Raw genomic sequence first — 26823 nt, forward strand, 5'->3', positions numbered from 1 at the left:
CATTTAGAGGCGCGGGGGGGCTTGCCGCGTGCCATGCGCGCCACCCCCCCGCCCCGGCCCGACCGTCCAGCGAGGAGGACACCGTGACCGTCACCTTCACCGCCGCTCACCGCCCGCCCGTCGGCTACGTCGTCAGCTGCGGCTGCGCCGAGGCCACCGCGCGCGCCCCGCGCTACGGCGCCTGGCGCGACGCACAGGACGCCGCCGACCGGGCCAACGCCGCGGCGGACGCCCGGCGCCCCTTACCCGGCTGCGCGATGCCCGAGACCTGCCCCGAGTACCCGCTGTACGCCGAGGAGGTCGACCCTGACGGCCCCGTGCCGGACGTGACGGTCTCGAGCGCCAACGCCGTCGGCGTACTGGAGGCCCTGGGGGTCGCGCTCGCCGCCGAGCCGGACGCCGTTGAGAGCGAGGCGCTCGAGGCCGGCCTGCCCTTGGAGGCGCCGGAGGACGGCGTGGTCGTGCCGATCGCGGTGGTCGACGCCTGCGGCGAGCTGCCCGTGGAGGACTTCCGCGCGCGAGTGCTCACGGCCCTGGGCGTGGCACCCGAGGACCCGGGCGTCCCGGGCATCCAGCTCGGACGCACGCACGTCGGCGGGCGCCCGGCCGGATACCTGCAGCGCCGCCTGCGGGACCTGTACGCGCTGGCCGACTGGTGCGCCGCACACGGCCGCGACGTGGCCTGGTTCTGACGGCCGGACCCGTTCGGCCGAGGGCGGGCCGACAGGCCCACACAGGCCCACGTCGGCAGGCGGCCGACGTCGTACAACATCTCTGACCTGCGGTTTTCTTCTGTAAATCCAGGCGACATGGGTTCCAACCTTACAACGCAGCGTTGTAACGTCGTGATCGCCAGGAACGCACCGCCGCACGAAGGGATACGAGATGCACCTCGACCGCGCCACCGCCGACAAGGTCTTCGAGGCCGCCTGCCAGGCCCGCTTCCACCCCACGGGCCCCCTCGGGATGACCGCCCAGGTCTTCATCGACGAGTACACCTACCGGATCTGCATCACCGACGAGCGCCCCGCCCACACCGACCTTCGGGCGGGCTGGGGCGACGCCGAGGAGGCCCTCGCCGAGGCCACTCCCGAGCAGGACCGGGCCCTGCGCGAGGCGATCACCAGCCCTGCGTAGCCGAACCCCCAGGGGCTCGCCTCGAGGCAAGCGAGGCGAGCCCCATCGCGTGTGGCGCACGGCTCTGATCAGCGGTTTTTCCGAAGAGATCGGCCGACTCAACTTCCCACCTTACAACGCTCCGTTGTATAGTTGAGGCGTTGGGAGGGCGGGGAACCGCCCACGGACGAACGAGGAGCAACCATGGACAACGCCAGGCGCCACGCCCGGATCTGCATCCACCTCGCGCAGCGAGAGGTCACCGAGGCCCACGGCCCGGTGGCCGACCTGGACGCCACCGAGCGCCACTGGCGGCGCGAGGACCTCGCCTCCACCTTCCGCGACTACCGCGAGATCCGCGTACAGGGAGTCGGGGCGACCTGGCGCGAGGCCCTGCAGGACGCGGCCTCCCGAGGCCGCTTCGACCTCGCCCCGTACGGCGGCAACCTGGACGACGCACGCGACGCCCTACTGCGCGGCGCCATATGGGACTTCACCGCCACCCCGAACGGGACGGCGCTCGTAGGCCCCCTGGCCTTCTAACCCAGCCCCTCGGCCGCCCGGCCCCACACCGGGCGGCCTTCGGCGACCTGGGGGACGGCAGGGGTGTGCGGCGCACACGGGGGCACACGCGGCCCCGTCGCCCCAGAAGGGCGCCGCGCACGGTGCCGGCATATCGGCCCAGAAAGATCGCGCAGCCGCTCCCATCATTACAACGTTCCGTTGTATAGTTGATCTCGAAGGGGGCAGGGGAAGCCCCCGGACCTTGATAAGTACAGAGGGAGCACAGCATGAACGAGATGACGGTTGCCGAACTGATCGAGCAGCTCGAGGAGATGAACCCGGAGGCAACGGTCCGCCTGGCCATTCAGCCGACCTACCCCTTCGAGCACAGCCTCGCCAAGGTGGTCCAGGCCGAGGACGGCACCTGCTACCTCGCCGAGGGCGAGCAGCTGGGCTACCTCAGCGACCAGGCCAGCGAGGACATCGGCTGGGGCCGCTAGCTCGGACACGCAGGGCCCGCCCCGAGGCAAGCGGGGCGGGCCCTCGCTCTCGTTGCCCGCGCAGCGCCTGCAGGCCGGCCTCGGAAGATCCCGAATCGACTTCCATCATCACAACGCTACGTTGTATAGTTGGAGTGCGAGCGGGGGACGGCCCCGGCACACGGAAGGGAAGCGCGATGCTGTACATGCTCAAGGAGCTCGACTCCCAGGGCCGCATCTTCCGGGACGACGACACGACCGAGTACTTCAGCGACGACGAGTACGGCAGCGACGACGCGGCGAAGGCGGCCGCGATGGACGCGTACAGCTTCCGAGTCCGCCAGACCGACGAGAATTGGGGCGCCGGGGTCGGCAAGACCCGGTGGACGGTCCTGGCGGTGGGGCCCAAGCCCCAGCCGTAGCAGCCCCGTCCGCAGCCCCCGGCCCGCCCGGCCGGGGGCTGCGCCGCTCACCGGCGCCCGTTGAGGCGCCCGTCGCGGTAGCTGCCCGTGCCGCTGTCCACGGCCGCCGGGTTGGCCAGTTCGGTCAACGCGTGCACGCAGGCGTCCATCCGGTCCGGTGAGTCGAGGCCCGGCATCCAGGTGACCATCTGCACCTCGAGCCCCGGCCACTCCCCCACGTGCCGGACCCGGCCCTGCTCGTACAGCTGGGCGATCGGTTCGGCCCTCAGCCTTTTGCCCTGCTTGGCGGTCACGGGCACGATCCGCGGGCGCAGCACGCCGGCGACCTCGGGACCGGCGGCGCGGACCATCTCTTCCCAGCCCTGGACGAGCACCTGTCTCGTCATGTCGCCGCCGAAGTTGGACTCGACGACCATGGCGTCGGCCTGGACCTCGAGGGCGAGTTCGCACGCCGCACGGCCCCAGTCGGCGGCGCCCATCTTCCCCGAGCGGTCGGCCAGGACGTACAGGTTCCCGGCCGCGTCGCGTCCGGCGGCCACGATGCCGACCTCGTCGCTGTCCTCGCCGCCACCGGCCGGGTCGACGGCGACCACGACCCGGGTGAGCTGGACGCCGCGCAGCTGCTCGGCGCTGACGCGGTGACGGCGGATCCACTCCCACTTCCAGATGCCACCCTCGAGCGGCCTGGGCTGCTGCTGGTACAGCGCCCACCAGCCGCGCTCGCCGACCTCGTCGCGGAAGTCCTGCAGGTGCTCGAGGCCGAACCGCTCGGGCCACAGCGGCTCGCCGATCGCGCGGCCCAGGGCGTCGTCGGCGCCGTCGGCGATTGCCGGCAGGTTGATGACGGTCCAGCGCGCGCTGTCCCGGGCGGCGTCCTGCGTCAGGATGCGGCCGGCCAGGTCGTTCTCGCTCCAGCGAGTCTGGATGACGACGATGGACCCGTTCGGCTCCATACGCGTGGTGAGGACCTGCTGCCACCAGTCCCACAGGTCGCCGAGCACGGTCGGGGAGGCCGCGGCCTTCGCGTCCTTGAGCGGGTCGTCGACGATGGCCAGGTGCGCGCCCATGCCGGTCAGCGAGCCGCCGACGCCGGCGGTGACGAGGCCGCCGGGCCCGCCGGTGAGGTCGAAGCGTCCGGCCGCCTTGGAGCCGTAGCGCAGGGATATGCCGAGCTGGTCCTCGTACTCGTTGATGGAGTCGCGCAGCCAGCGGCCGTGTCCCTCGGCGAGGACGGCGCTGTAGGAGGCGATCATCAGCCGGTGAGTGGGGTTGCGCCGCAGGTACCACAGGGGCGCCCAGCGCGCGGCGCGCTGCGACTTGCCGTGCCGGGGCGGCATGTTCAGCAGCAGCCGGACTCGCTCACCGCGGGCGATGCGGATGAACGCCTGGTCGATGAGGTTGAGGTGCCGGGCCTGAAGCTCCCGGCCGTTGGTCAGCAGCGCGGCCAGGGACCCCGGGGAGCGGTCCATGGCCATCTCGCGCTCGACCTGGGCCAGGCGGATGCGCATGTCGGGTGAGGCGCTGCGGGCGATGGCCAGGCGTTGCTGGCGGGGCAGCGTGCGGTAGCGCTTGAGGAGACGTTCCTCCTGGTCCGGCGCCTGCATCATCAGGGGCTCCGTGCACCCCCGCGCACCCCTACATGATCTCTCAGATCGGCGGGTCTTCGATCAGCGCGAGCAGTTCCTCCAGTTCGTCGTCGGTAACGGCCGCTGGGTCGGGGGGCGTACCGGGGGTCTCCGCTCGGGCCGGGGCGTCGAGGCCGAGGCGGCGTTCCCGACTGTCGAGGATGGCCAGGGTCGTGTCGATGGCGTCGAGGTCGCCGGCGGCGGCGCGGTGCCAGATGGCGTGCTGGAGTTCGTCCAGCGAGTGCTGGTCGGCCTGGTGGCGGGCGGCGGGCTCGAGCGGGTCGGTGTCGTCGAGGGCTGCGGAGAACGCCGCGGCGGCGCTGGCCGTGTCTGGGTAGCCCAGCTCCTGGGCGAGCGACTCGAAGTCGTCGCCGGCCAGGCGGCGGCGGATGAGTTCCGCCTGCCGCTGGTCGAGGTGCGGCATGCTGCCCTCCCGGTCAGAGGACCTTCTCCCGCAGGGTCTGGGCGATGGCTCGCATCAGGAGGGGCGGCACGGAGTTGCCGATGCGCGCCCACACCTTGTCCACCGGGCTGTCGCCCCAGTCGTAGGCGTCGGGGAAGCTCTGCAGGCGGGCAAGTTCCCGTACGCCCAGCAGGCGGTCCTCCTCGGGGTGGAGCAGGCCGTTGCGGGAGGCGGAGACCTCCTTGATGAGGGTGTAGGACGGCTTGTCCCAGGCGAGGCGCTCGAGGGAGAAGAACGCCTTCTTGCCCCCGAGGTCCAGCAGCGTGTCGCCGCCGTTGCGGCCGGGCGGGATGAGGGGCGCGACGCGGGCGGCCTTGCCCGAGGGCCGCTGGAACGGGCCGGGGTCGTCCAGGCCGGCCAAAGCCTCCCGGACGGTCAGCGGCCGGTCGATGAGGGCCGGGTGGACGGGGTCGAGGCCGAGATCGCGGCGCACACCGATGAAGATCATGCGCATGCGCTTCTGCGGGACGTGGAAGTACGAGGCGTCGACCAGGCGGGCGACCACCCGGTACCCGGGCCCGGCCGTCTTGAGTGCGCCGAGGATCTCGGCGAACAGCGAACGCATCTGGCCGCGCACCATGCCGGAGACGTTCTCCATGACGAAGCACTTCGGCTGCCAGTGCTCGATGCACCGGATGTACTGCCGGAAGAGCTGGTTGCGCGGGTCGTCGATCTGGCGGCGCCCGACGGTGCTGAACCCTTGGCAGGGCGGGCTGCCGTCGAACACGTCCAGCTCGCCGGGGGCCAGGCCGAGGCCGGCCGGGTCGAGGGCGGCGATGTCGCCGTGGTGGAGGGGGACGTGCGGGAAGTTGCGCCGGAAGCACGCGGCGGCGTGGTCGTCCCATTCCACGGCGAGCAGCTCCCGGTACCCGGCCATGGAGTAGCCCAGGGAGCTGCCGCCCGCTCCGGCGAAGGTGGAGACCACGGTCGGTGCGTCGTCGGCGCGCGGGGCGAGGTGTGCTTCCCAGGCGTCGGCGAGGATCCGGCTGTAGTCGAGCCGGGTACGGACGACGCGCGGGCTCACTTCGCGCCCTCGGCGCCGGTGAAGGTGTGCCCGCACTGCGGGCAGGTGTGGGTGGTGGGGTTGAGGGCCTCGGCGATCGACTCGTCGAAGGCCGCGAAGCCCTCGGGCAGTTCAGCGGTGAGCAGGCGCGTGACCTCCTGCTGGTTCCAGCCGGTGCCCTCGAGGTCGCCGTCGAGTGCGGCGAGCATCGCCGCCAGGTCCTCCTCGTCGTAGTAGCCCAGCTCGGCCAGCTTGTTGTCGGCCAAGTTGATGCGCCGGGCGGTGTCGTCGTCGCAGGTGATGACTTCGCACCGGCCGGTTGCGTGGCCCTCTGCTCGCAAGGCGTCGCGGGTGTGGTTACCGGCCAGCACGACGAGGGCGTCGCCGGTGTCGCGGACGACCAGGGAGCGGTACTGCCCGTGGCGGCGGAGGGAGGCCCGGATCGCCTCGACGTCACCGCGCCGGGGGTTGCCGGGGTAGCGGCTCAGCTCGTCGAGGGGTATCTCGCGGGTGCCGGTGTAGGTGGCGCCGGGCAGGCCGGCGCTCGTCTCGCTCATACGGGGCGTCCTTCGGTGTGGTCCGCGATGATGCGCCGGGCCCAGGTGTCCGGGTTCTCGAAGCCCCAGCGGCGGGCGTCCCATTCGGTGGCTCGGTCGCGGATGTCGATCCAGATGTCCAGGAGGTGGTCGCGCATGGCCGGGTCCCGGGTGCGGCGCAGCCGGGCGGCGAGGTGTGCGAAGGCGGCCGGGTGGGCGGGCATCAGGCGTCCTCCGTGCTCTCGTCGTTGGCGGCCGTGCCGGTGGTCAGGGTGATGAGGCGCTCCAGCTCCGCCAGGTCGACGGCCTCGACCTGCAGGGGCCCGCCGTCGGCACCGGTGATCTCCGTGCGTGCGGGCCGGTCGAGCCCGAGGAGGCGGGCACGGCGGTCGATGACCTTCAGGACGGTCTCGATCGCCTTCAGGTCGCCCTTGGCGGCCTTCGCCCACGCGGCGGCCTGCATCCGGTCCAGGCGCTGCACCTCGAGCTCGCGCAGGGTCGCCGCGGCGACGGACTCGGCTTCGAGGTTGGCCTCGAGCGCCCGGCAGATGTCCTTGGACGCCGCGCCGCGGTCGGCGTAGTCGAGCCGCTCGGCGATCGTCTGGTAGTCCATGCCGGCCAGCCGCAGCGCGATGGCCTGCGAGCGGCGTTTAGCGGTGGCGGCGCGTTGCGCCTTGGACGCGGGCACGGGTCAGCCCCCTGTCAGTCGTCCGTGGGCAGGGTGAAGTCGTGGGCCTCGCCGGTGTTCTTGAGGACGGGCAGTTCGCCGGTGTGCTCCTGGTAGCGGCGGCAGATGACGTCGGCGTACCGGGGGTCCAGCTCGACGACGCGGGCGGACCGGCCGGTGATGTGTGCGGCCATGAGCGTGGAGCCCGACCCGCCGAACGGTTCGTAAACGGTGCCGTCGGGCGGGCAGGAGTTGCGCAGGCCCGCGGTGATGAGGTCGACCGGCTTGGACGTGGGGTGCTCCGCGTTGCGCGCGGGCTTGGGGACCTCGAAGACCGTGGTCGCCGTGTTGTCGCCATACCAGCGGTCACCGCCGCGGCCCAGGCGCCCAGACCCGGCCGGGGCGTCGGTGAAGCCGTACAGGATCGGCTCGTGCCGGTAGTGGTAGTCGCTGCGGCCGAGGACCATGGTGTCCTTCGCCCAGATCAGGTTCTGCCTCACCAGCCAGCCGGCGTCGGTCATCGCGGTCTCGAACACGATGCGGGCGGTGTCGGCGTGCGCGACGTACACCGGTGCGCCCGGCTTGAGGGCGACGGTGGCCACGGCGAACGCGCCGGCGAGGAGTTCGGGCAGGTCGGTGGCGCCGTCGTTCTGGATGGTCAGGGCGTCCTTGGTCTTGCCGACGTAGTCGACGCCGTAGGGCGGGTCGGTCCACATGGCGTCGCAGCGGTCGCCGTCGAGCATCTCCTCGACGGCCGCGACGTCGGTGGAGTCGCCGACCAGGAGACGGTGGCGGCCGAGGATCCACACGTCGCCCACGTGGGAGTGCGGGTCGGCCGGCGCATCGGGGATGTCGTCGGGGTCGGTGAGGGCGGCCGGCTCCTCGTCGGTGCCGAGCAGCGCGGAGACGTCCTCGGCCGAGTAGCCGGTGCCGTCGAGGTCGCCGTCGAGGAACGACAGCAGCTCGACGAGGGCTTCCTGGTCGTAGGTGCCGAGTTCGGCGAGACGGTTGTCCGCGAGGTTGATGCGGCGGGCCTGGTCGTCGTCGCACTCGATGACCTCGCACCGGGCGGTGGTGTACCCCTCGGCGCGCAGCGCGTCGTGGGTGTGGTTGCCGGCGAGGATGACGAACCGGTCGTCGCCGACGGAGCGGACGACCAGGGAGCGGTACTGGCCGTGGCGGCGCAGTGAGCCGCGGATGGCGTCGACGTCACCGCGCCGGGCGTTGCCCTCGAAGCGCTCGAGCTGGTCGAAGGGGATCTCGCGAGTGCCGAGGTAGGTCACCGCGGCGGAGGGCGTGGGGGTGCCCATGGCAGCTCCGTCCACCCCCACAGTGCCGTGATCCATTTTCCCCGAGCGCCGCGGTTGTCGAGGCGGGCGTCAAGGGGCGGGGCCCGGCTCGCGGTTCGGTGAAGGTTCTCGCCTTCACCCCTTCCAACCTTACAACGCTCCGTTGTATAGTTGTGGCGTGAGGACGACCCGCCCCAAGGAGGCCCCGATGCAGCGCACCACCACCCCCACCTGCCGCCGCTGCTGGCGCCCCCTCAGCTCCGCCCGCTCCATCGCCACCGGCTACGGCCCCACCTGCCTGCGCAAGGTCAAGGCCGCCGCCGAGGCTCACGCGCAGACCAGTGGCCACAAGCCCGCGCAGGTCGCCAAGGCCACCGAGCTGATCGAGCAGGGCGCGGTGATCCCCCTGCGCGCCCGCCGGGTCTTCCAGGTGGTCGCCTCCGACGGCCTCACCACCTACAAGACGGCCCCGCAGGCGTGCACCTGCCCGGCCGGGCGGCGCGGCGAGCACCTCTGCTACCACCGCATCGCCGCCCAGATCCTCATCGCCGCCTGACCGCCTCGCGGGCCCGCCGCACCGGCGGGCCCGCCCGAACCACACGGAGGACACCCCGATGACCGAGCCCGAGAAGCCGTACGAGATCAGTTGGGAAGACGCCAACCAGGACATCGTGGAGTCGGTGATGTGGGCAGCCGAGGCCGGCGCCCCTCTGGTCGTGACAGTCGCCGACGGCCGCACCGTCCGCCTGGTGCCCGACCCGGGAGCGCAGGAGCCGGCCTCGCCGCTGCACGGCATCACCACCCAGGAGGTGTCGCGCTCGACCCGGCCGCTGCGGACCATGACCGAACAGACCCAGGTGCTCTACATCGGCGGCGCCCCGGACCTGCCCGCCGGAGACGGGCACCCGGCACTCTCCCCCAGCATGGTCTGGATCGAGTACGTCCAGAAGCCGGAGCAGCCGCTGCGGTTCAGGGCCGCGCACGTCAGCGGGTACCGCGTGGAGCGCACGGGCAGCCCCGACCGCGTCGTGACCGCCCACTTCTTCCGCACCACGCCCACGCCGTCCTGGCTGGTCGAACTGATCGCCAGGTACCGGCGGGCCTGACCGTACCCGGCCGGCCGACGGGCCCTCGCGGTCTGCAGGTCGGCCGGCGTCGTTCCCTCCCGGCGCCGGCCGTCGCTACCGCGCCGATGCCGGCATTAGCCCAGCACAGCGCGGGGTTTGGGGCTTGCAAGTGCCCGCCGAGCGGAGTGATGAATGGGGCCGTCGCCCGGCCGGGCGACCCCGCCACCACCCTGCACGGAGGAGAGCACCATGCCTGAGGTCACGAACGACACCCGGGCCGACTACGGGCGGATTGCCCTCGAGTTCTACTCGGAGGCCCGCGCCGCCCTGGGGCACGAGCCCGACACCGCCGAGGACGTGGAACTGGCCCTCGCGGCGTGCGCGCACGGCGGCGGCCTCGACCGCTGCGAGCCGGTGCTGGCTGAGGACCTGCGCAGCGAGGGCGACTGGGCGACGGAGGTCTGCAGCGACCTGGTCGCCCACCTCTTCCACGCGGCCGACGGCGCGGTGGTGCCCCGCCTTCTGCTGAACGCGGTCAGCGGGCCGGAGACCCGTTCGGAGGCCGCCGTAGCCGAAGCGTGGGCCGTCCTGGGTAAGCACGGCCCGGAGTTCGCCCGCTTCCTTGCGGCAGTGCGCCGCTTCCTGGTGACGGTGCACGACATCGACGCCGACGAACTGTTCGAGGACGCCCGGAGCATCTTCGAGGACGAAGTGGAGGAGGAGCGGTACGCCGCGGCGGCCGCACGCCGGGGCCTACGGGCCTCGCAGCCTGAAGCGGTCAGCGACGCATCTGCCTGATCACGGCGGCGATGTCCGGGGGCCGCCTGTCCAGGCCAGCCACCCGGACGCAGGCCAGCGTCGGGGATCCGGCGGGGACTGGTGCCTCCGCGTGCCGACGGAGCGGCACCACCGTCTTCGCCGGGGCGGAGTGGGATACGGCGCCGCCCCTCTTCGGCGCCCGTCTGGCCAGACCCGCGTAGGGCGCGCTGAGGTCCGGCAGTTCCGTGGCGCCTGCAGCGGCTTCGAAGTCGTTCATGTCCTGCCCCCCTGTTGGGCGTGCGGCAGCCTCGTCGGCTCAGTGGCACGGCAGCGCGTGTGCGCGCTGCGTAAGGCGGCGCTCGGCTTTCCACTGGTCGACGCGGCGTGGGTGCGCGTACCGAGGTACGTGCGCGGTCAACTGGCTGACGTCTCCTCAGCCGGTACAGCCCCCCTGGTCCCAGCTGACGTGTCGGGCGGCTGATGGTCCGGGGGGTGCTCGATGGCGGCTACCAGCATGGGCGAGCTCTCGTGTGAGGGGTTGGTGAAGTTGCGCGGAGGGGCTTGCGCTTGGCCGTGTGGAGTCCTCCCCTCCGGGCTCGGATCTTGCTATGACCACCGACCCTCTGTCAACGATGCTTTAATGCTCACCACCGATCGATACTGGCCTTGCCCAACCCCAGGAGCTCCGGTGAACGAGCCTGATATGACGCTTCCACAGACACTCGAACGCCTTGAGGAGTTGCTCTCCGACAAGCAGCTCAACCGGGAGTCCGTCTTCAACGTGACGGAGCTAGCCCGCAAGGCGGTACTTCGTGAAGCCGAGGTCCAGGCGCTGTTGGCCGGCCTGAGTCTCGCCGACGACGGCAGTCCTGACGAGGTCGTCAAGCGACGCGTGCGTGAGCGGCTCCCCCGCGTTTACCAGACGTACCTCGACACCGAGCGAGTGAGCTTCGCCGACGGCATCAGAACGATCGCTGCGCGACTGGAAATCTCCGAGATGTGGGCGCGACAGTTGGTCAAGGGAGCCAAGGTCCCGTCGGTGGGGCACCTGTCCGTCCTGGCCGAGTTCTTCAAGCTCGACGCGCGCTACTTCACGGGGACGCCCGCGGACAACCTGAACCGGGCGCTGCAGCCGCTGCTGACCAGCCTGGGGTCCGGGGACCCGGTGGCCGAACTGATGACCGAGTACGGCCTGGCTGGTGTCTCCTTCCGGGGCCTCGCACCGGAGCGCCGCGCCATGATCGCCGGAGTGATCAAGGCAGTGATGGAGCAGGAGAAGTGACTGACAAGGCGAAGCCACACACAGGCGGCCGGTCCAGCGTCCGCAGCGTCGACGACGCGGGTGCCCGCACCATGCGGCGCCTGGTCAACCGGGTCGTCAGCAAGCTCGAGCCACCGTCCCACGACGACGACCTGCTCCCCGCCCTTGGCCAGGCGCTCAGCGAAGTACGCGGCCGACCGGTCCGCCTGCGCAAGGAGGTCTTCCCGCCCGAGACCGCCAGCGGGCTGTGGATCGACGCGGACGACTTCGATCTCATCGTCATCGAGAAGAACACCGATCCGGACCATCAGCTCGTGATCCTCGGTCACGAGAGCTGGCACATGTTCGCCGGCCACTGCGGCGCTGCAACAGCGCACGGACCGGCTGCCGCTCGCTCTCTCGGCCAGAGCACCGCTGCAGCGCTCAAGGACCTCGTCGCCCGGGCCGTGCAAAGCGCCGCTGCCGACTTTCCGCAGGCAGACCGTACGGACGCCAGTCTCCACATCGCCGCGCTGCGGGCCGACAGCGTCGTCCACGAAGAGACAGAGGCCGAGATGTTCGGCGTGAAGTTCGCCACCGTCATGCAGTCCGCCCTCGAGGAGGCCCGTACAGCTGCGGACCTGGGGGGCATCGCCGGACGCATCCAGGTCTCCATGGCCCACCGGTGGCATCGCTCTTGAGCACTTGTCGCCCTCCCCCGCCGCCCGCCCGCCTCTGGAGAGTCACGCTTCGTGCAACACGGACCCAACAACCTCGCTTTCTACATCTGCGGCTGCCTACTCCTGCTGATCGGCCTGGTAAAGCTACCCGCCGCCATCAGGCGGCGACACGACATGCTCCTGCGGGCTGCCGTTCTGCTCCTCGTCGTCGGGTCGACCGTCTTCTTCTTCGCAGCGCCTGGCTCGATCTCGCTGATCAATGACGTGGCAGGGATCTCGAATTTCGCCGCACCGCTGGCCTACACGTCGCTCACCGCCTTCTCGGGCGCGAGCCTTCTGCTCATCATCAACTGGCGTCCGGCACCGCCGGAACAGACGCGCCGCGCCTCGCTGATATGTATCGCGACCTTCACGCTAGTGATCGTCGCGATCCACGGCCTGTTCTGGCTGGGGGATACCCCGGTCGAGCAGCTCACTCTGTTCGACGGCTACTACGCGAGCACGCCGTACATCAGGGAGATGATCCTGCTCTACCTGGTGGCGCAGGGCACGGCCACCCTGACGACCAGCATCCTGTGCTGGCGCTGGTCTCGTGAGGTCGACGGATCCTTGCGTGCCGGCCTGCTGATCCTCGTGCCCGCATACCTGCTGCACGTCGTGTACGACAGCGTGAAGCTCGTGGCGATCGTGGCTCAGTGGACGGGCCGCCGGTGGGACTTCCTCATCGACCAGGTCGCCCCGCTCGCCGCGGCGCCGTCGGCGCTACTCGTCGTCTGTGGCTTCGCCCTTCCTCTGGCCGGGCCGCGCCTCACCCAGAACGTGCAGGCACTGCGCCAGCTGAAGGACCTTGAGCCGTTGTGGCAGGAAGTGCAGCAGGTACCCACGCCGGGTGCCGTGCGCGCGTCGTTGCCGTGGTGGTCGATGCCAGCCGTGCGGCTGACCGCTCGCAAGACTCGCATCTTCGACGCGCTCCTGTCCGTCGCCCCGTTCTGCGACCCGGGCCTGCGAGACCGGAGTTACCGTGCCGCGACCGATGGCGGCATGGGCGAGTCCGCGGCTTCCGCCGTCGCGGAGGCCGCCATGCTCGTCGCCGCCGTACGGCAGCGGCAGACGGCCGCGACCCCGGACGAGGCACCAGCCGCGCCTCCCTGGCGTCCTGGCGACCTCGTTCCCCTATCGCAAGCCCTCACTGCGCCCCTCGTCCAGGAAGTCCGCCAAAGCCACAGCGTCACCGCAGAAAGCAGTCCGTCATGAGCGACCCGTCACCCCGCATACCCCGCCGAGCCGTCGTGATCGGCGGAAGCATCGCCGGCATGCTCGCTGCAGCGGCCCTCAAGGAGCACTTCGACACCGTCGAAATCGTCGAAGCCCACGCGCTGCCCACGGGTGCAGAGCCGCGTGCCGGGGTGCCCCAGGCCGCCCACTTCCACACCCTGCTCTCCGGCGGAGCCGAAGCGATCGACGAGCTGCTGCCCGGCACCGTCAACCAGTTGCTGGCGGCCGGCGCGAACCGGGTGCCCGTGACCACGAACATGGTCATGTTCTCCCCCGAGGGCTGGTACCGACGGTGGGAGAACACCACCCACTACCTGATCACCGCATCCCGTGACCTGACCGACTCCGTCATACGCCAGCAGGTGCTCAAGCACCCGCAGGTGTCCGTGCGGGAGCACACCAAAGCCGTGGCGCTCCTCGGCGACCGGCAGCGCATCACGGGTGTCCGTCTGCGTTCCACCGACGGCACCGAGACCGTGCTGCCCGCCCAGCTGGTCGTCGACGCGTCGGGGCGTGGAACGCGGACGCCCCACTGGCTCGCCGAACTGGGCATCACCGGGCTGGTCGACGAGCGCATCGACTCGGGTCTCACCTACGCCAGCCGTATCTACCAGGCCCCGGTGCCCACCAAGGGCTGGCCGGTCATCAACCTGCAGGCCAACGCGCGCTGCCAGCAACTGAGGGCCGGCGGCATCATCCCGATCGAGAACGACCGGTGGCACGTGAGCCTCATCGGGCCCCCCGGAGCTGCGCCCACCCGCAGCACCGAGGACTTCCTGCCGTACGCGCGCAGCCTGCGGCACCCGGTCGTCGCTGACCTCCTCGATCACGCCGAGCCCCTCACCGACGTCACCGTCTCGCACACCACCGCGAACGTGCGGTACCGCTACGAGCGCCTCAAGAGCTGGCCCGAATCGCTGGTCGCCGTGGGAGATTCCGTCGCCGCCTTCAACCCCGTGTACGGGCAGGGCATGGCCGTCGCCGCCCGCGGCGCCCTGGCGCTGCACCACGTCCTGTCCGCCGGCCTGACGAACGGCCTGGCTCGCCGGGCGCAGCGCGCGATCGGGTCCACCGTCGACGCCGCGTGGAGCCTGTCGGTCGGCAGCGACATCCACTTCCCATCGACCACAGGCAAGGAGCCCACAGCCGCCGACCGGTTGCTGCAGCGGTACGTCAGCCGGCTCTCGCGGACGGCCACCGGCTCGCATCGGGTGGCCACCGCCCTGACGGACGTGCTCATGCTGCAGGCGTCCCCGGCGTCCTTGCTGGCGCCCCGCGTGCTGGCGGCGGCGGCCATCGGAACGCGCAGGCCGCAGTTGGACGGCCCGCCGCTGTCGCCCGCAGAACGCCGGGTGCTGGAGAGGGATGTGGCGCCGGCCGTGGCCGAGTAGGAGGAGCGGCCGATCACGCACTGTTCCGGCCGGTAACCTCTGGATACGCTCGCTGAAGGACTGCACGAGCAAACCGGAGGGGGGACATGGCCAACGCGAGTGAACCGGGCGAGCCGCCCCGGATCTCTGCCGGCCCCAGGCGCTCGGCTGCTTCACGCGGTCACTTGCAGTGCGCCAGAGGTCCGACGCTGACGTCGGAGGAGCAGAGTGTCCTCGAGCGGTGGCTGTCGGAGATCCTGTGGAGGCGCCGCAGCGCGTGATGCCGCCCCTGAAGAGTGGGCGTCGGGCCTGACGGTCTTCTCGGCACGGGGGGTTTAGAGAAGGGATTGGGGTTTCCCCGTCAGGCCCGAACACGTCAGATGATCGGTTCGCCAGGTGGCGGCTGCAAAGCTGCCGGGCGGCGTATTGCGCACACACGACAGCGGCCCCGGCCGGAGTCCCGCGAGGGACTTCCGACCGGGGCCGATGCGCTCCCAATCTCCCGATGCCCGACGAACTCAGCGGCTCCACGGCTGCATTCGTCGACCGGTTCCGCCGATGCCCGCGGCTTTCCCGGTGCCACCACCGTACACGAAACCCACTACGTAAGGAAGCGTTCCAAGGAGTGGCAGACCGTGCTACTCCCAGGGCGCCGGGCCTTGCTGCTGCGCCCAGGCCAGCAACTGCCGTGAGCCGACCAGCCGCAGCGGCTGGTCCAGGTCGGTGTTCCAGTCCACGGCGCTGGTGGTGAAGGTGCTCGTCGTCACCACCGCGGCGAGGTCGCAACCGTGGCTCTCCCGGTAGGTGCCGTTAACCTGGTACAGGACCTCCGCCGCGACACGCTTGCCCTCGCCGTACCGCTTGCACTGAACGAGCAGCCAGCGGCCGTCCGGGGTGCGGGCCCGCACGTCACCGGCTCGGTCGTTCGCCCCGCCGAGGACCTCGACGCGGGTGCAGCCGTCCCGCCGGCACAGCCGGGCGACGGCGTGCTCGAACCCGCCGGGCGACAGCGCCCGCCACTGCTCGAGGCCGTCGGGCAGCTGGCCATGGCCGTCCTGGCGCCAGCGCCGGTACTGGCCGCGTCCCCAGAGCGCGGCGACGACGACGCCGGCCGTGCCCAGCAGGGCCAGCAGCGCGGCCAGGACGCCCGGGTGTCGGCCGAGGAAGTCCCCGACGAACAGGAGCACGACGGCCACGGCGCCGACGGTCAGGGAGCGGTTACCCCGGGATAACGCCCGGCGCCAGCCGCGTCGGGCGGGCGGCCGTCGCCGGGCTGTGGGACGGCGACGGAGGTTGCTGCGGCGGCGGGAGGGGCGCCGCTCCGGGCGCGGGCGCCGGGTGGTGCTGGCCATGGGAGGTTCTCCTGTCCGGTCGGATGATGTGTTCGGGAAGGGGGATCAGTCCTGGCGCCAGGTGCCCTTGATGGTGCCCTCGAAGGTGCCGGTGCGCGGGCGGCGGTTACGGCCGCCGCCGAAGGCGATCCGCGCGAACAGACCGACGGCGACGACCACGCCGACGACCTTCAGCACGGTGACGGTGGCGCTCCACACCGCGTCCGCGCCCGCGCTGACGGCGGCGGTGATGTCGTGTCCGTAGACGGCGCCGACGGTGGTGACGGCGGTGGCGCCCGCCAGGTACGTGCCGGCCTTCAGGCGTCGCCGGTTGTCGGTCAGCCACTGCGGCAGGGTGCGCCGCTCGGTGAAGGCCGCGGCCGTGGGCTCGGGGGCGGGGGCGGCCGGGTGGTGCGGGGTCGTGCCGGCGGCCGGGGCGAGCGGGACGACCTCGCGGACCACCTCCTTGGAGCCGTCGGGGTTGGTCCGCTCGGTCTCGCGGATGGTGTATCCGTCCGGCACGACGAAGGGGGTGGCGCCCGGGGCGGCCGGGCCCGGCGTCGGGAAGGGCTGCTCGTTGGCCGGGGTGTCGCTCTCGAGTACGGACAGCAGGGCGCGGGCGGTCTCGCGCTCGGCGTCGGGGAGGCTGAAGTTGTCCATGGTCAGGCTTCCTTGTCTGCAGTCGTTTCGGGTGTGTCGGTGGTGTGGGGGTGGGCCAGAGCCCGCCGCAGGGGGCTGGTGGCCGGGGTGCTGCCCGGGTCCAGGACGGCGATCAGGAGGCGTCCGTCCTGGACGGCGACGGCGATGTCGTGGGCGGCGGCGGGTGGCTGGGGCATCGGTTCCTGCTTCTGCGGGGAGAGGGTGGGGGCCGGCCTACTGGGGGTTGTTGGAGGGGGTACCGGGGCGTACGGAGTACGGCTGCCGGGCGGCGCGATCGAAGTCGACCTCGAAGGCGTCGCTGGGGTCGCGCCAGGCGTTGCCGCCGAAGTCGGGGTATCGCTCGTGCATCGCCCGGTAGTAGGCGCGGCAGTCGAGGGTCCGGTGCCCGGGCACGTGCCATCCGGAGGCCTCGGCGCACCAGTCGCAGGACGGGCCGGGACGGAGGCGGCGCCAGAGGGCTTGGCCGAGTCCGGTCAGTACGGCGCCGACGGCGACGCCAGCGCAGACGAGGAGGACGTCCATGGTCGGTGGGCCTTTCAGAAGTTGATGGCTTGGACGGCGTCGGCGACGGCCGTGAGGGCGTTGGTGATGGACGGGGCGATGCCGGTGGAGGCGAGGAAGAAGCCGAACAGGGTGGCCATGACGGCTGGGAAGGGCCGCAGCGAGCCGCTGCGCACCATCACGATCACGACGATGAGCAGCAGCAGGGCGGCGGAGACGGAGATGGCCATCGGAGTCAGTTCTCTTCCTTGATCTTGGCGAGCAGGGTGCTGACGGCGTCGGGCTTGTGCAGGACGTCGCGGGCCTTGCTGCCGTCGCGCGGGCCGGTGATGTTCCGGGCGGTCATCTGGTCCATGAGCCAGACGGCCTGGGCGAAGCCGATGCGGAGCTTGCGCTGCAGCATCGCGGTGGAGCCGAACTGGGTGGACACGACCAGTTCGACGGCGTGGCAGAACAGCTCGAGGTCGTCGCCGGTGAGCGGCTCGACGTCGTCGGTGGCGTCGTCCTGGGTGTCGGGCGGGGCCGGGTGGTCGGGGTCCGCCCAGACGTACGGGGTCTTGGGGCCGCCGGGCTGGACGATGTCGGCCTCGTCGGCGAACCACTTCGTGACGGACTGGCGGCTGGGCGCCTTCTCGTTCGGGTACAGGTCCTCGAGCCGCTCGATGCAGGCGCCGATGGTGATGCCGTCCGGTCCGGCGTCGCGGACCATCTGCAGCACTTCGTCCTTGCGCGGGTGCTCGCGGTTCTTCTTCTTGTCGTCCTGCTGCGCCTGGTCGGCGACGTGCTGGCGGGCGGCGTCCTGGGTGATCTGCTCGACGCCCGCCCAGACCTTCTCGAAGGCGGCCCGGACGGCAGCCTCGTCGGGGCCTGGGGCGGCCGGGCCGGGGGTGGGCTGTCCGTCGGCGGGCGGCTGCTGTCCACCGGCCTGGGGCTGCTGGGGGATGCCGTTGTACTTCGCCAGGTAGTCCTCGGCGGAGGGCAGGTCCCCGAGCTGGCCGGGCAGCGGCGTGCCCGACTGGCCGGGACGACCGCCGCTGGAGCCGCCGGCGCCCGTGCCCGGCCGCATCGGCGGAGCGGCCTGCATGGTGCCGGTGCCGCCGCCGTTCATGCTGGCGGTGGTGCTGCGGCCGACGGAGGCCGGCACGTCGATGCCGTACGCCTCCAGCAGCCAGCCGATGCGCTCGGTGTCGGACCAGCGGTCCGCGTAGCCCCACTTGTTGGCGATGGCGATCGCCTCGTCGTCCAGGTCGGGTCGGATGTGGGCGCGGCGGACGGCCATCTGCTCGATGGCGTCGCTGTCCTCGTCGTCGTTGACGTAGGCGAAGCGGCCCTTCTCGGGCGGCTCGGACTGGTCCATGGCCGGGGTCTTGATGTAGCAGGCGCCGTTGCCGGGCAGGGCCGCCAGGTTGACCTGGTGGTAGAAATCGGGGAAGACGTACTGTCCTTCGCCCTTCTTCCTGAAGCGGAGGCCGATGGTCGTGTCGTACTGGCTGTCGATCTCGCCGCCGCCGGTGTTGGGGCCGGTGCCGCGCTGGACGACGTCGACGTAGTCGATGGCCGCTTTGCGGCCCTTCTTGATGCCGCGGGTCTTGGGCTTGACGGCCGACGTCGACCAGGCCATCAGGTCCGAGCCTTCCTCGGTGATGACGATGATCGCGGGCCGCTCGGCCTTGGGGATCAGCTTTCCGCCGCGGGCGGTCTTCGCGCGCTGGTCCGCGACGTCGTGGGCCGCGTTGTACATGCGCACGGCCTCGTCCTCGGTTGTGGCGATCCAGTCGATGAGCGGTCGCGGGCACAGCTGGTTGCCCTTGTCGTCCGTCCAGCCCTCCACCCACGGGCGCACCCACCGCTTGGCGGTGTGGCCGCTGGCCATGTCGACCATCCAGATCACCGCGTCGACGCAGCGGGTGATCAGGGAGATGAGGACGTGCAGGGTGACGGACTTGCCGGAGCCCTTCTGTCCGGCGATGAGCACGCTGTTCTGCCGCATCAGCAGTTCGATGGGCAGGCCCGACTCGAGCATGCCGAGCGTCAGCGGCTCGTTGATGGTGATGGGGTGGTCGCTCTCGTCGAGCGAGACGAGCTCGGCGAGGACGTTGCGGGTGGACACGGACAGGTAGGCGACGTTCGCGGTCTCGCCCGGGCGCAGGGTGAGGGCTCCGGCGCGGACGCCGGCCTTCATCTCCAGGCGCTTCAGCAGGGGCAGCAGACCGTCGTAGTCGGTCTCGGTGAGCCGCAGCGTGAGCTTGTAGCCGTTATGGGCCTTCTCCTTCTCCTCGACGAAGACGCCGCGGGCGCCGACCGAGGCGAACAGGTCCTGCCAGTCGGTGAGCGGCTTGTAGAGGGTCGCCTCCTCCTTCGCCCACTGCTCGGCGATCTCTTCGCTGCGCAGGTACCGGTCGACGCCGTACATCGGGGCGAGGACGGCGGTGGTCGCGGCGACAGCGGCGGCGGAGACGAGGGTCCAGGGGGTGCCGTGCGCGGTCCAGTTCAGCCAGGCCGCGGCGGCGCCGGTCCAGATGCCGGTGAAGGCGGTGTGGTACCAGCGGGCCCGCCGGCTGCGGTTCTCCCCGCCGGTGCGGATGTAGCGGGCGGTGGCGGCGGCGACGACGCCGCCGACGGATCCGATGCCGAGCATGTCCAGCGGCACGGTGTGGCCCAGGTCCTCGATGGTGCCCAGGCCGAGGCCGGCGGAGTAGATGACTCCGGAGGTGTACAGCGGGGTGGCGAAGACCCCGTGCACCCAGGGGGTGACCTCGCGGTCCTTCGAGCGGGCCATGGTGTGGGACTCCTTACGTCGTCTGGTTGGTGGTCACGGGTGGGGCAGCGGGAGCGGGAGCGCTAGGCGTTGCGGGACTGGTCCCACTTGGCGGCCTGGTACGTGGGGTTCTCGAGGTTGTGCAGCTGCTCGGAGTGCAGGACGCGGTACATCAGGTGCACGCCCTGGATGGCGCCGCCCAGGTCACGGAAGCGCTGGCCGGCGTCGCGGTGCATCTCCGTGATGGCCGGGTGCACGCGGAACTCGGTCTCGGTGACGTTGGCGACCGTCATCATCAGGTCGTGGAGCGCCTCGGCGAGCGGGGCCAGGTGCTCGATGGTCATCTCGTAGCCGAACATCGTGCCGCTGGGGTGGAGCCGGATGTGGATCCCGGCGTCGCGGATGGCGCCGGAGGCCAGCAGCAGCGGCATCGCGTGGACCGTCGGGTCCGTCCAGGCGAACTGGGGCATGACGTGCGCCCAGTTCTCGGACAGGTCCCACTTCCGGCCCTGCCAGGTGGGGTTCTCGATGTTCTCCAGCTGCTCGGCGTGGATCTCCCGGTACACCTTGTGCGCCTGGTCGACGAAGGCGCCGAGCATGAGGAAGTGGACCGCCAGCGTGCGGTACTGGTCCGGGATGTGGGCGTTGACCTTGAAGTCGTTCTCGGTGACCTCGGCGATGTTGTGCAGCAGGTGGCACATGGCGAACTCGAGGTGGCCCAGGTTCTCGATGACGGCCTCGTAGCCCTTCATGCTGTCGGCCGGCGCCGCGGCGAACGCCGCGGCGGCCATACGGATGGCGTCCGCCGCGTAGATCAGCGGGTAGGCGTGGTGGACGGGGCTGGTGTCCATGGGGGGTGCTCCTCCGGGGGGTGCTGAGGCCGGCGACGGCACGGGGGCGTAGGCGCCGGGGGTCGGTGCGGGAGCGGCGGTGCCGGTGCCCGCGGTCGGGGCCGAGGGCGGGGCGGGCGGGGCGCCGCCGGCAGCGGGCAGCGGGCGGGCCGTCGCGGTGCGGTAGACCCAGGCGTTGAGCCACGTCCAGGTGCGGGTGCGGTTCACGAGGGCCGCGAGCGGGCTGGTGGCGAAGGCCATGACTCGCGACAGCGGCCGCAGCCAGTTCGGCCCCATGGTCGAGTAGCGGACGGCGCCCAGCGCACTGTTGGCGGAGAGGATCATGCGCCCGCCCCACCGCATCACGTTGGCCACGAACTTGCCGCCGTGCTTGCGGGTACCGCGGAAGGTGGTCCGGAAGGGGGTGGCCGCCTTGTGCATGCCGCGCCGGAACTTCGGGCTGGTGACCTTCGTGTAGCCACGCTTCACGGCGCCCGTGGTCTTCAGCGTGCCGGTCTTGAGGGCGCCGGCAGTCTTCCGGACCGCGGCGGTCGCCTTGCGGACGGGGTTCTTCTTCCAGGTGTAACCCGCGTGGCGAGGCGCCTTCGCCTTGCCGATCTTCTTCTTCCCGGGCCCCTTCTTGCCCTTGCTGCCCGGGCCGGTCTTACCGGTGCCCTTGCCGGACGCGGGCGTCTTGCTGCCCTTCGGGCCGCCCGGAGTGGTCGCGCCGCCGGGCGTCTTCTTCGGGATCTTGGTGCCGCTCGGAGTTGCTGCGCCGGCGCCGCCGGCGCCCCCGCCACTCGGCTTCCGCTTCTTCGGTGTGGGCGAGGGGCCCTTCGTGCCGGTGCCCGTTCCGCTTCCGGTGCCCTTGCGGTTGAGGATGCTGCCCAGGCCGGTGCCCGTGCCGGCCTTCTTCGGGGCTTTGCCGCTGCCGCCGCCGAACGCGCCGAGGCCGCTGCCGTTGGTCCGCTTGCCACCGTTGAAGAGGCTGCCGCTGCCCTTGAAGGGCTTCGGCCCAGCGGTCGACTTCGCGCCTCCCAGGCCGCCCTTGTTCAGCGAACGGGGGGCCGTGCCGGATCCGCCGCGCCCCGACGGGGACTTGAGCGAGCCCATGCCGCCCGGCTTCCGCGACAGGGGCCCCGGGGTGTTCGATCCCTTGCTTCCTCCGCCGGAGCGGCGCTGCGGGCCGGTGCCGCCGGAGCGGTTGCCGACGTTCGAGCGTCCTCCGCCGGAGCCCAAGCCGGGCGCGCGGCCGGCGCCGGACCGGCCGCCGCCCGAGCGTCCACCGCCATTGCGACTGCTTCCGGGGCCAGCGCCTCCCGCGCCGCGGCCGCCGCGGGTGCGGCTGGCGACCTTGGCGGCGCGGCGCCCCACCTTGATGGCCACGGCGGCGGTCGCGGTGGCTGCGGCGGCCAGCAGCGCGAAGATCACGACCGGCAGGCCGAACTGGTGGACCATCCAGCACAGCGAGATCAGGCCGGTGATCACTCCGCCGGGGATGAGAACACCAGCGAGGTTGTCGTCTTTCTGTGACGCTGTGCGACGGCGCTGCGGGCGCTCGGCGTTCGGATCCGTGGTCGTGGCCGCGCCCGACACCGAGGGCTGTACGGCGGCCGACGGCGGCGCGGTGACCGTGGCGGCCGGCGGCGCCATGTCGTAGTCGGGGGTGCTCACGGGGTTCTCCTCCACTTCGGGGGCGGGGGGCGGTTGGTGACTGTTCGTGTCGGGCATGGCGTCAAGCCGGAGCGTCAACGTCAACGTCAAGGACTCTCGTCAACGTCAATTTGGCTGTTCAGACGGTGCTTCTCGGGGGTCTGGGCCGGGATCGAGGGCTGTCTCGTCGCGTTCGCCTGGGTGACGTTGACGTTGACGCGTCCAGCTTCACGTCACGCAAGGTGACTAATTCGGGGGTCGGTGGACAGGGTTGGAGGTGCGGTTCTCCGCGGGCAGTGGACTCGCTTTGAGGTCCTGCGCGACGAGGTCCGCCCCGCTTCGGCGGGCCAGCTCCATGAACGCCGCGACGGAGGTCTTGCCGCTGCCCTTCCGCCCGTGGATGAGCTGCCGCAAGGCGCTCTCGTCACCGTGCGTGCCCGGGTGGGGAGCGCCGACGCTGTGCCGCTGGGGCAGCCAGCGCGGCGAGATGCGGTCACCGCACGGGTCGTTCGCACGGCCGAAGGCGATCGGGGTGGCCGGACGGTCCGGGTGGGCTTTCATGCGAGTGGCCTCTCGTGGGTCAGAGGGAGGTGTCGTTGTAGGTGTCGAGGGCCGCGAGCTGGGTCCAGTCGACGCGGATCTCCAGCTCGAGCGTCTGGTCCCGGGCCCACGCCTGGCCGTCGCGGTCGCCGGGAAGGCGGCCGGTGACCTCGGCCTCCAGGCGCTTGGTCGCGGCGGAGAGGATGTCGCGGGCCTCGCCCACGGTCGTGGCCTTCAGGACGGTGCTCTGGCTGCTGCTCATCAGGTGCGTGCCTTTCAGGGGGTCAGGCGGACTCGGAGGGGCTGTCGGTGTCGTCGCCGGAGGCCTCGTCGAGGACGGCGCCGGCGTTGATGGTCTGGATGAGGTCGCGGAGGTCGAGGCGGATCGTCGTCTGCACCTGGTGCTGCCGCCCGATCGACGGCAGCACCCAGTTCTCGGGGTCCGCGGTCTGCCGGTGAGACCGCAGGATCTGGGCGGCCGCTTCCAGCGCTGTGGCGGTCTCGGCGGCCGTGCTGGCCGTCCACTCGTAGACGCCGTTGTCGATCGAGGTCATGTATCCGTCCTTCGGTCTCGGTCTCGCGGTTCGTGGTCTCGGTGCCGGCCGGGGCTGGTGGTCTCGTGCCAGCCCCGGCGGGTCTCGGTCTCGGTGCTCTCAGCCGTCGGTCCCGGTCCCGTCGGTCTCGGTCTCGCCGGTCTCGGTCTCGCGGTAGGCGCGAAGTCCCATCTCGAAGTGAGACCGGGCGTCGGCCAGGCGCTTGGCCGCCGTGGACCGGGGGCGGCCGGTGAGCTGTTCGGCCTCGCCCGGCGTGGTCTTGGTGCCGAGCTGCACGGTGTTCGCCCCGCCTCGCTCCCACATCAGGTCCAGCAGGATCTGGGTCTCCGCGGCCTTGTCCGGCAGTGGCGAGACCTTGGCGGTGGGACCGGTCGAGCGGGCGCGAGACCGGTGGGCCGGGGTCTCGCGGGGCCGCCGAGACTGGTCTCGGTTGGTCTCGGGAGTGCGGGTCTCGCGGGTCTCGGTGGTCTCGGTCTCGTCCGTCGTGCTGGTCTGAGACCGGGTCTCGGTGGTCTCGTGAGACCGGGTCTCGCCGGTCTCGCGGGACCCCTGACGGGTGGTCTCGGTGGTCGGGTGAGACTTCGAGACCGTGGTCTCGGCGGGCGGCAGCGCCGGGCGGGTCTCGGTCTCGATCGCGCCTGCGGCCGGGTCCGAGACCTGCGGGTCGCCCCACTCGAGACCGATCGCGGGGATCGCGGCGGGACCGCTTTCGGGGCCGTGTCGGCGGACTGTGACGACGTACCGGTCGGCGTAGGCGATCCCGGACTTGCGGGCCTTGCGGTCGTTCAGGATGCGGCCGGCGGTCTTCCAGGCCGTGGTCGCGTTGCCCCAGCGGTCCGGGTCGTCGATCATCAGGGACCGGGCGGTCCAGGAGCGGATGGGGTAGCGCACCCAGCGGTTGATACCGAGGCTCGGCAGTGCCGGCGGCAGGTTGCGGGCCTTCCGCAGCTTCCGGCGGTGCCGGAGGCTGGCGAGCATCTCCCAGAGGATGACGCCGACCATCGACATGGCGGCGAAGGTCACCGACCGGGGGGTGGCGGACCAGTCGTTGGAGTAGTGCCACCACTGCTGGATCGCGGCGCCGGCGCCGAAGAGCCAGGTGGCGATCCGGTAACCCCAGCCCTTGTCGCCGTCCTGGCGGGCCTGGTCGTACAGCCACGCGCAGAACGCGGTGGTCATCTCGTAGGCGGCGGCGTAGACGAGGGAGGCGGCGAAGCCCCAGCCCAACACCTTGATGGCGAAGCCGGACTGGCCGCTCCAGGCGACGACCATCGGGGCGAGGATCGGGCCCACGACGAGGCTGCGGACGGCGGCGGCGATGAGGACCTGGCGGACCTTGTCGAGGAAGGTCGGCTGGCCGGCGCGACGCTGCCGCCGCTCTTCCGCGAGACGCTCCTTCTCATTCCGCTTCGCCGTCTTGCGACGGTCATCGGCCTCCTCCTTGAGCCTCCGCTTCTCCAGCTTCTGGAGGGTCGGGTTCAGGGCCTTCTCCAGGGCGGCGGCGGCCTGCTCGCGGTCGGCGGCGGCCTCTTGGCGCAGCTGGTCGGCGGCGCTGGACGCCTCGGCCCGGGCGGTCTTGGCCTCGTACAGGGTCTCTTCCGCTCGTGCGGTCAGCGTCTGGGCCTGGCTCTCGGCGCGGGCGACGATGCTGACGGCCTCGTCCTGGGCCCGGTCGAGGACCTGCGCGGAGAGCTGCTCCGCTTCGGCGACCGTGGTGCGGGCGCCGGCGCGCAGCCGTTCGGCCTCCTCGTGGGCCGCCCGCCGGGTGCGGTCGGCGTCCTCGACGGCATCGGTGCGCAGCTGCGTCGCGGAGGCCTCGGCGGCGTCGCGGACACGCTGGGCGGTCCGCTCTGCCTGCTCGCGCAGGGCGTCGGCTGTCTCCTGGGCGTGCTGCTGGAGCCGCTCGGCCTCCTGGCGGATCGACGTGGCCTCGCTGCGGGCGCGATCGCGGTCGGCTGCGCCGGCCTCGCGGAGTCGGGTCGCCTCGGCCGCAGCGTCGCGACGGATCCGCTCGGCGTCCTCCCGGCCGCGGGCCAGGGCTTGGTCCGCCTCGGTGTGGAGCCGCTCGGCCTCGGTACGGGCCTTGCTCAGCAGGGCGTTGGCCTCGGCCCCGGCGTTGTCGAGCAGCTCCTGGGCGGCCGTGGCCGCTTCGGCACGGACCCGGTCGGCGTCCCGCGCGGCGTCGGTCCGCACCCGGTCGGCGTCCTTATCGGCCCGGGCCAGCCGGTCGGCCGCCTCGGCCTCGGCCTCGGCCTGGGTCTCGGCGGCGGTGCCGGCGGCGTCGGCGCGCAGGGACTCGGCCTCGGCGCGGGCGTCGTCGACCAGCTTCTCGGCGGTGCGGGCTGCGGTGGTCCGCAGGCGCTCGGCGGCCTGTTCGGCGTCCGTACGCAGCGACTTCGCGGCCGCTTCCGCGTTCGTGCGGAGGGTGTCCGCCTGCTGCTGGGCCTCGTCGAGCAGGGACTGGACGGTCTGCTCAGCCTCCTCGGTGGCCTGAGCGATCCTGGTGGTGGCCAGCTGCTCGGCCTCCGCGACGATGCCGTCGGCCTTGGCACGGGCCTCGTCCAGCACCGCCGTCTCTGTGCGAGACGCGGGGGCAGCCGCCTTCTTCGCGGCAGCCTTCTTGCCGCGCGTCGGGGTCTGGCTGGGTCGGTTGGCCATGACTGGCGGTGTCCTCTCGGATCAGGTGGTGGGTGGTCAGAAGGCGATGGCGAGGCCGGCGGTGACGGCGAACGCCAGGCCGGAGAGCTTGAGCAGGAGACCGGCCCGGGCGAGGCGCAGGAACTTGGCCTGTGCGATCCCGGACAGGGCGACGAGTTCGCCGCGGCGGTCTGCGCCGTGGCCGAGGGCGATGTCGAGGTCCTGCGGCTGGCAGCGGGCGTAGTGGATGAAGTTCGCGTTGGTGCTGCCGACCAGGCGGGGCAGGACCACGTCGAGCAGGAGCCAGGTCGACAGGCCGGCGAGCACAGCGGCGACCAAACCGAGCGCGCCGATCGGCCAGGGCTGACGGAGCAGCGTGTCCGCCCGCTCCGCGAGCGGGCCCGCGACGATCGCCACGCTGGCCAGCAGGATCGACGCCTTCGTGTCCGTGCGGCTGATCTCGCCCCGGACCACCTGCAGTTCGGCCTCGGTGTAGTCGGGCTCGGGCTGCTCGGCCTGCGCCTCGAGGGCCTCCGCGATCCGCTCGGTCTCGTGCGCGAGACGCGCCGCGGCCTCGGTGGTGCCGGCCAGTTCGGCCGAGACGGCCAGCACCGCCTGGGGCGTGGCCAGGGGGATCTGGTGGTCGTACGGGTTGTACAGGTCGATGACTGCCTGAGCGCGGTCGCGGTAGCGGTCGGCCAGGTCGCCCGGGGTGGTGATGGGCGGTTCCTGCGTCGAGGTCATCGTGCGGGCCTCTCTCGGGAGTCTCGGTGGGTGAGCTGGGTGTGACAGCCGGTGTTCGCTTCCGGGCGTACGGGGCCCAGGAGGTGGCGCTGTGCGTGGGGGGAGCGGGGCCCGGCCGTT

The 26823-nt window shown here is 71.7% G+C and carries 31 protein-coding genes; 12 read left to right on the top strand and 19 right to left on the bottom strand.

Annotated elements, in window-relative coordinates:
* Positions 1 to 83: 83 nt before the first annotated feature.
* From ACFWJB_RS23770 to ACFWJB_RS23790, 5 genes are all read left to right on the top strand, one after another.
* Positions 84 to 692: a hypothetical protein gene (locus tag ACFWJB_RS23770; RefSeq protein ID WP_386924653.1), complete on the top strand. Its 609-nt coding sequence runs from the start codon at positions 84 to 86 to the stop codon at positions 690 to 692.
* A 193-nt stretch (positions 693 to 885) separates the two neighbouring features.
* Entirely contained in the window at positions 886 to 1137 is a 252-nt protein-coding gene (locus ACFWJB_RS23775) for a hypothetical protein (RefSeq protein WP_386924655.1), read from the top strand.
* 183 nt (positions 1138 to 1320) lie between these two features.
* Positions 1321 to 1659, top strand: a complete 339-nt coding sequence (locus ACFWJB_RS23780) for a hypothetical protein (RefSeq protein WP_386924657.1) — start codon at positions 1321 to 1323, stop codon at positions 1657 to 1659.
* A 248-nt stretch (positions 1660 to 1907) separates the two neighbouring features.
* Positions 1908 to 2120: a hypothetical protein gene (locus ACFWJB_RS23785; RefSeq protein WP_386924659.1), complete on the top strand. Its 213-nt coding sequence runs from the start codon at positions 1908 to 1910 to the stop codon at positions 2118 to 2120.
* A 176-nt stretch (positions 2121 to 2296) separates the two neighbouring features.
* A complete protein-coding gene (locus tag ACFWJB_RS23790; protein ID WP_386924661.1) occupies positions 2297 to 2521 on the top strand; it encodes a hypothetical protein in 225 nt (74 codons plus the stop codon).
* Positions 2522 to 2568: 47 nt separating this feature from the next.
* Here ACFWJB_RS23790 and ACFWJB_RS23795 read toward each other — a convergent pair whose 3' ends face one another.
* Genes ACFWJB_RS23795 through ACFWJB_RS23825 form a run of 7 tightly spaced genes read right to left on the bottom strand, consistent with a single transcriptional unit; the run spans position 2569 to position 8125 of the window.
* Complete coding sequence (locus ACFWJB_RS23795) at positions 2569 to 4128, bottom strand: terminase large subunit domain-containing protein (RefSeq protein ID WP_386924663.1); 1560 nt, start codon at positions 4126 to 4128, stop codon at positions 2569 to 2571.
* A 40-nt stretch (positions 4129 to 4168) separates the two neighbouring features.
* The gene (locus ACFWJB_RS23800) at positions 4169 to 4570 is read right to left on the bottom strand and encodes a hypothetical protein (protein ID WP_386924665.1); all 402 of its coding nucleotides are present in this window, start codon (positions 4568 to 4570) and stop codon (positions 4169 to 4171) included.
* A gap of 13 nt (positions 4571 to 4583) precedes the next feature.
* A complete protein-coding gene (locus ACFWJB_RS23805; protein ID WP_386924667.1) occupies positions 4584 to 5633 on the bottom strand; it encodes a DNA cytosine methyltransferase in 1050 nt (349 codons plus the stop codon).
* On the bottom strand, positions 5630 to 6169 hold the full coding sequence (locus ACFWJB_RS23810) for a ParB/RepB/Spo0J family partition protein (protein WP_386924669.1): 540 nt from the start codon (positions 6167 to 6169) through the stop codon (positions 5630 to 5632). The genes ACFWJB_RS23805 and ACFWJB_RS23810 overlap by 4 nt, the downstream gene beginning before the upstream one ends.
* Positions 6166 to 6372 (bottom strand): hypothetical protein, encoded by a 207-nt coding sequence (locus ACFWJB_RS23815; protein ID WP_386924671.1) that lies wholly within the window; start codon positions 6370 to 6372, stop codon positions 6166 to 6168. The genes ACFWJB_RS23810 and ACFWJB_RS23815 overlap by 4 nt, the downstream gene beginning before the upstream one ends.
* Positions 6372 to 6836, bottom strand: coding sequence for a hypothetical protein (locus tag ACFWJB_RS23820; RefSeq protein WP_386924673.1), 465 nt, complete (start codon positions 6834 to 6836; stop codon positions 6372 to 6374). The genes ACFWJB_RS23815 and ACFWJB_RS23820 overlap by 1 nt, the downstream gene beginning before the upstream one ends.
* Before the next feature lie 14 nt (positions 6837 to 6850).
* Positions 6851 to 8125: a DNA methyltransferase gene (locus ACFWJB_RS23825; RefSeq protein ID WP_386924675.1), complete on the bottom strand. Its 1275-nt coding sequence runs from the start codon at positions 8123 to 8125 to the stop codon at positions 6851 to 6853.
* Positions 8126 to 8282: 157 nt separating this feature from the next.
* On the opposite strand from ACFWJB_RS23825, the gene ACFWJB_RS23830 reads away from it, so the two are divergent.
* The 7 genes from ACFWJB_RS23830 (at position 8283) to ACFWJB_RS23860 (ending at position 14516) form a co-directional block, all read left to right on the top strand.
* The gene (locus ACFWJB_RS23830; RefSeq protein WP_386924677.1) at positions 8283 to 8660 is read left to right on the top strand and encodes a DUF6011 domain-containing protein; all 378 of its coding nucleotides are present in this window, start codon (positions 8283 to 8285) and stop codon (positions 8658 to 8660) included.
* A 58-nt stretch (positions 8661 to 8718) separates the two neighbouring features.
* Positions 8719 to 9210 carry a hypothetical protein gene (locus ACFWJB_RS23835; protein ID WP_386924679.1) on the top strand — a complete coding sequence of 164 codons (492 nt, stop codon included), beginning with the start codon at positions 8719 to 8721 and terminating at the stop codon, positions 9208 to 9210.
* Positions 9211 to 9420: 210 nt separating this feature from the next.
* The gene (locus ACFWJB_RS23840; protein ID WP_386924681.1) at positions 9421 to 9969 is read left to right on the top strand and encodes a hypothetical protein; all 549 of its coding nucleotides are present in this window, start codon (positions 9421 to 9423) and stop codon (positions 9967 to 9969) included.
* A 664-nt stretch (positions 9970 to 10633) separates the two neighbouring features.
* A complete protein-coding gene (locus tag ACFWJB_RS23845) occupies positions 10634 to 11212 on the top strand; it encodes a hypothetical protein (protein ID WP_386924683.1) in 579 nt (192 codons plus the stop codon).
* Positions 11209 to 11871: a toxin-antitoxin system, toxin component gene (locus ACFWJB_RS23850; RefSeq protein WP_386924685.1), complete on the top strand. Its 663-nt coding sequence runs from the start codon at positions 11209 to 11211 to the stop codon at positions 11869 to 11871. The genes ACFWJB_RS23845 and ACFWJB_RS23850 overlap by 4 nt, the downstream gene beginning before the upstream one ends.
* Positions 11872 to 11922: 51 nt before the next feature.
* Positions 11923 to 13104, top strand: a complete 1182-nt coding sequence (locus ACFWJB_RS23855; RefSeq protein ID WP_386924687.1) for an MAB_1171c family putative transporter — start codon at positions 11923 to 11925, stop codon at positions 13102 to 13104.
* Positions 13101 to 14516, top strand: coding sequence for an FAD-dependent oxidoreductase (locus ACFWJB_RS23860; protein ID WP_386924689.1), 1416 nt, complete (start codon positions 13101 to 13103; stop codon positions 14514 to 14516). The genes ACFWJB_RS23855 and ACFWJB_RS23860 overlap by 4 nt, the downstream gene beginning before the upstream one ends.
* 617 nt (positions 14517 to 15133) lie before the next feature.
* Here ACFWJB_RS23860 and ACFWJB_RS23865 read toward each other — a convergent pair.
* The 12 genes from ACFWJB_RS23865 to ACFWJB_RS23920 all read right to left on the bottom strand — a co-directional run bounded on the left by ACFWJB_RS23865 (position 15134) and on the right by ACFWJB_RS23920 (position 26703).
* Positions 15134 to 15691, bottom strand: coding sequence for a restriction endonuclease (locus ACFWJB_RS23865; protein ID WP_386924691.1), 558 nt, complete (start codon positions 15689 to 15691; stop codon positions 15134 to 15136).
* A 201-nt stretch (positions 15692 to 15892) separates the two neighbouring features.
* Positions 15893 to 16486: a hypothetical protein gene (locus ACFWJB_RS23870; protein ID WP_386924693.1), complete on the bottom strand. Its 594-nt coding sequence runs from the start codon at positions 16484 to 16486 to the stop codon at positions 15893 to 15895.
* 2 nt (positions 16487 to 16488) lie between these two features.
* A complete protein-coding gene (locus tag ACFWJB_RS23875) occupies positions 16489 to 16662 on the bottom strand; it encodes a hypothetical protein (protein WP_386924695.1) in 174 nt (57 codons plus the stop codon).
* Between the two features lie 37 nt (positions 16663 to 16699).
* Positions 16700 to 17008 carry a hypothetical protein gene (locus ACFWJB_RS23880; RefSeq protein WP_386924697.1) on the bottom strand — a complete coding sequence of 103 codons (309 nt, stop codon included), beginning with the start codon at positions 17006 to 17008 and terminating at the stop codon, positions 16700 to 16702.
* Between the two features lie 14 nt (positions 17009 to 17022).
* Positions 17023 to 17217, bottom strand: coding sequence for a hypothetical protein (locus ACFWJB_RS23885; protein WP_386924699.1), 195 nt, complete (start codon positions 17215 to 17217; stop codon positions 17023 to 17025).
* Positions 17218 to 17222: 5 nt separating this feature from the next.
* Positions 17223 to 19766 (bottom strand): DNA translocase FtsK, encoded by a 2544-nt coding sequence (locus ACFWJB_RS23890; protein ID WP_386924701.1) that lies wholly within the window; start codon positions 19764 to 19766, stop codon positions 17223 to 17225.
* A 62-nt stretch (positions 19767 to 19828) separates the two neighbouring features.
* Entirely contained in the window at positions 19829 to 22249 is a 2421-nt protein-coding gene (locus tag ACFWJB_RS23895) for a hypothetical protein (protein ID WP_386924703.1), read from the bottom strand.
* A gap of 225 nt (positions 22250 to 22474) precedes the next feature.
* Positions 22475 to 22789: a hypothetical protein gene (locus tag ACFWJB_RS23900; RefSeq protein ID WP_386924705.1), complete on the bottom strand. Its 315-nt coding sequence runs from the start codon at positions 22787 to 22789 to the stop codon at positions 22475 to 22477.
* Positions 22790 to 22808: 19 nt separating this feature from the next.
* Positions 22809 to 23030 (bottom strand): hypothetical protein, encoded by a 222-nt coding sequence (locus tag ACFWJB_RS23905; protein WP_386924707.1) that lies wholly within the window; start codon positions 23028 to 23030, stop codon positions 22809 to 22811.
* A gap of 22 nt (positions 23031 to 23052) precedes the next feature.
* Positions 23053 to 23322, bottom strand: coding sequence for a hypothetical protein (locus ACFWJB_RS23910; RefSeq protein WP_386924709.1), 270 nt, complete (start codon positions 23320 to 23322; stop codon positions 23053 to 23055).
* A 99-nt stretch (positions 23323 to 23421) separates the two neighbouring features.
* The gene (locus ACFWJB_RS23915; protein ID WP_386924711.1) at positions 23422 to 25980 is read right to left on the bottom strand and encodes a hypothetical protein; all 2559 of its coding nucleotides are present in this window, start codon (positions 25978 to 25980) and stop codon (positions 23422 to 23424) included.
* 36 nt (positions 25981 to 26016) lie between these two features.
* Entirely contained in the window at positions 26017 to 26703 is a 687-nt protein-coding gene (locus tag ACFWJB_RS23920) for a hypothetical protein (protein ID WP_386924713.1), read from the bottom strand.
* Positions 26704 to 26823 lie beyond the last annotated feature (120 nt).

Origin of the sequence: Streptomyces sp. NPDC127100 (assembly GCF_042724095.1) — a bacterium.
In the GTDB taxonomy this organism is placed as follows: domain Bacteria; phylum Actinomycetota; class Actinomycetes; order Streptomycetales; family Streptomycetaceae; genus Streptomyces.

Excerpts from the sequence above, each read along its gene's own strand:
- ACFWJB_RS23795 (WP_386924663.1), bottom strand. The coding sequence starts at position 4,128 with ATGATGCAGGCGCCGGACCAGGAGGAACGTCTCCTCAAGCGCTACCGC.
- ACFWJB_RS23860 (WP_386924689.1), top strand. The coding sequence starts at position 13,101 with ATGAGCGACCCGTCACCCCGCATACCCCGCCGAGCCGTCGTGATCGGC.
- ACFWJB_RS23920 (WP_386924713.1), bottom strand. The coding sequence starts at position 26,703 with ATGACCTCGACGCAGGAACCGCCCATCACCACCCCGGGCGACCTGGCC.
- ACFWJB_RS23870 (WP_386924693.1), bottom strand. The coding sequence starts at position 16,486 with ATGGACAACTTCAGCCTCCCCGACGCCGAGCGCGAGACCGCCCGCGCC.
- ACFWJB_RS23810 (WP_386924669.1), bottom strand. The coding sequence starts at position 6,169 with ATGAGCGAGACGAGCGCCGGCCTGCCCGGCGCCACCTACACCGGCACC.
- ACFWJB_RS23835 (WP_386924679.1), top strand. The coding sequence starts at position 8,719 with ATGACCGAGCCCGAGAAGCCGTACGAGATCAGTTGGGAAGACGCCAAC.
- ACFWJB_RS23790 (WP_386924661.1), top strand. The coding sequence starts at position 2,297 with ATGCTGTACATGCTCAAGGAGCTCGACTCCCAGGGCCGCATCTTCCGG.
- ACFWJB_RS23825 (WP_386924675.1), bottom strand. The coding sequence starts at position 8,125 with ATGGGCACCCCCACGCCCTCCGCCGCGGTGACCTACCTCGGCACTCGC.
- ACFWJB_RS23800 (WP_386924665.1), bottom strand. The coding sequence starts at position 4,570 with ATGCCGCACCTCGACCAGCGGCAGGCGGAACTCATCCGCCGCCGCCTG.
- ACFWJB_RS23910 (WP_386924709.1), bottom strand. The coding sequence starts at position 23,322 with ATGACCTCGATCGACAACGGCGTCTACGAGTGGACGGCCAGCACGGCC.
- ACFWJB_RS23775 (WP_386924655.1), top strand. The coding sequence starts at position 886 with ATGCACCTCGACCGCGCCACCGCCGACAAGGTCTTCGAGGCCGCCTGC.
- ACFWJB_RS23840 (WP_386924681.1), top strand. The coding sequence starts at position 9,421 with ATGCCTGAGGTCACGAACGACACCCGGGCCGACTACGGGCGGATTGCC.
- ACFWJB_RS23890 (WP_386924701.1), bottom strand. The coding sequence starts at position 19,766 with ATGGCCCGCTCGAAGGACCGCGAGGTCACCCCCTGGGTGCACGGGGTC.
- ACFWJB_RS23780 (WP_386924657.1), top strand. The coding sequence starts at position 1,321 with ATGGACAACGCCAGGCGCCACGCCCGGATCTGCATCCACCTCGCGCAG.
- ACFWJB_RS23785 (WP_386924659.1), top strand. The coding sequence starts at position 1,908 with ATGAACGAGATGACGGTTGCCGAACTGATCGAGCAGCTCGAGGAGATG.
- ACFWJB_RS23885 (WP_386924699.1), bottom strand. The coding sequence starts at position 17,217 with ATGGCCATCTCCGTCTCCGCCGCCCTGCTGCTGCTCATCGTCGTGATC.
- ACFWJB_RS23875 (WP_386924695.1), bottom strand. The coding sequence starts at position 16,662 with ATGCCCCAGCCACCCGCCGCCGCCCACGACATCGCCGTCGCCGTCCAG.
- ACFWJB_RS23900 (WP_386924705.1), bottom strand. The coding sequence starts at position 22,789 with ATGAAAGCCCACCCGGACCGTCCGGCCACCCCGATCGCCTTCGGCCGT.
- ACFWJB_RS23815 (WP_386924671.1), bottom strand. The coding sequence starts at position 6,372 with ATGCCCGCCCACCCGGCCGCCTTCGCACACCTCGCCGCCCGGCTGCGC.
- ACFWJB_RS23905 (WP_386924707.1), bottom strand. The coding sequence starts at position 23,030 with ATGAGCAGCAGCCAGAGCACCGTCCTGAAGGCCACGACCGTGGGCGAG.
- ACFWJB_RS23880 (WP_386924697.1), bottom strand. The coding sequence starts at position 17,008 with ATGGACGTCCTCCTCGTCTGCGCTGGCGTCGCCGTCGGCGCCGTACTG.
- ACFWJB_RS23845 (WP_386924683.1), top strand. The coding sequence starts at position 10,634 with ATGACGCTTCCACAGACACTCGAACGCCTTGAGGAGTTGCTCTCCGAC.
- ACFWJB_RS23915 (WP_386924711.1), bottom strand. The coding sequence starts at position 25,980 with ATGGCCAACCGACCCAGCCAGACCCCGACGCGCGGCAAGAAGGCTGCC.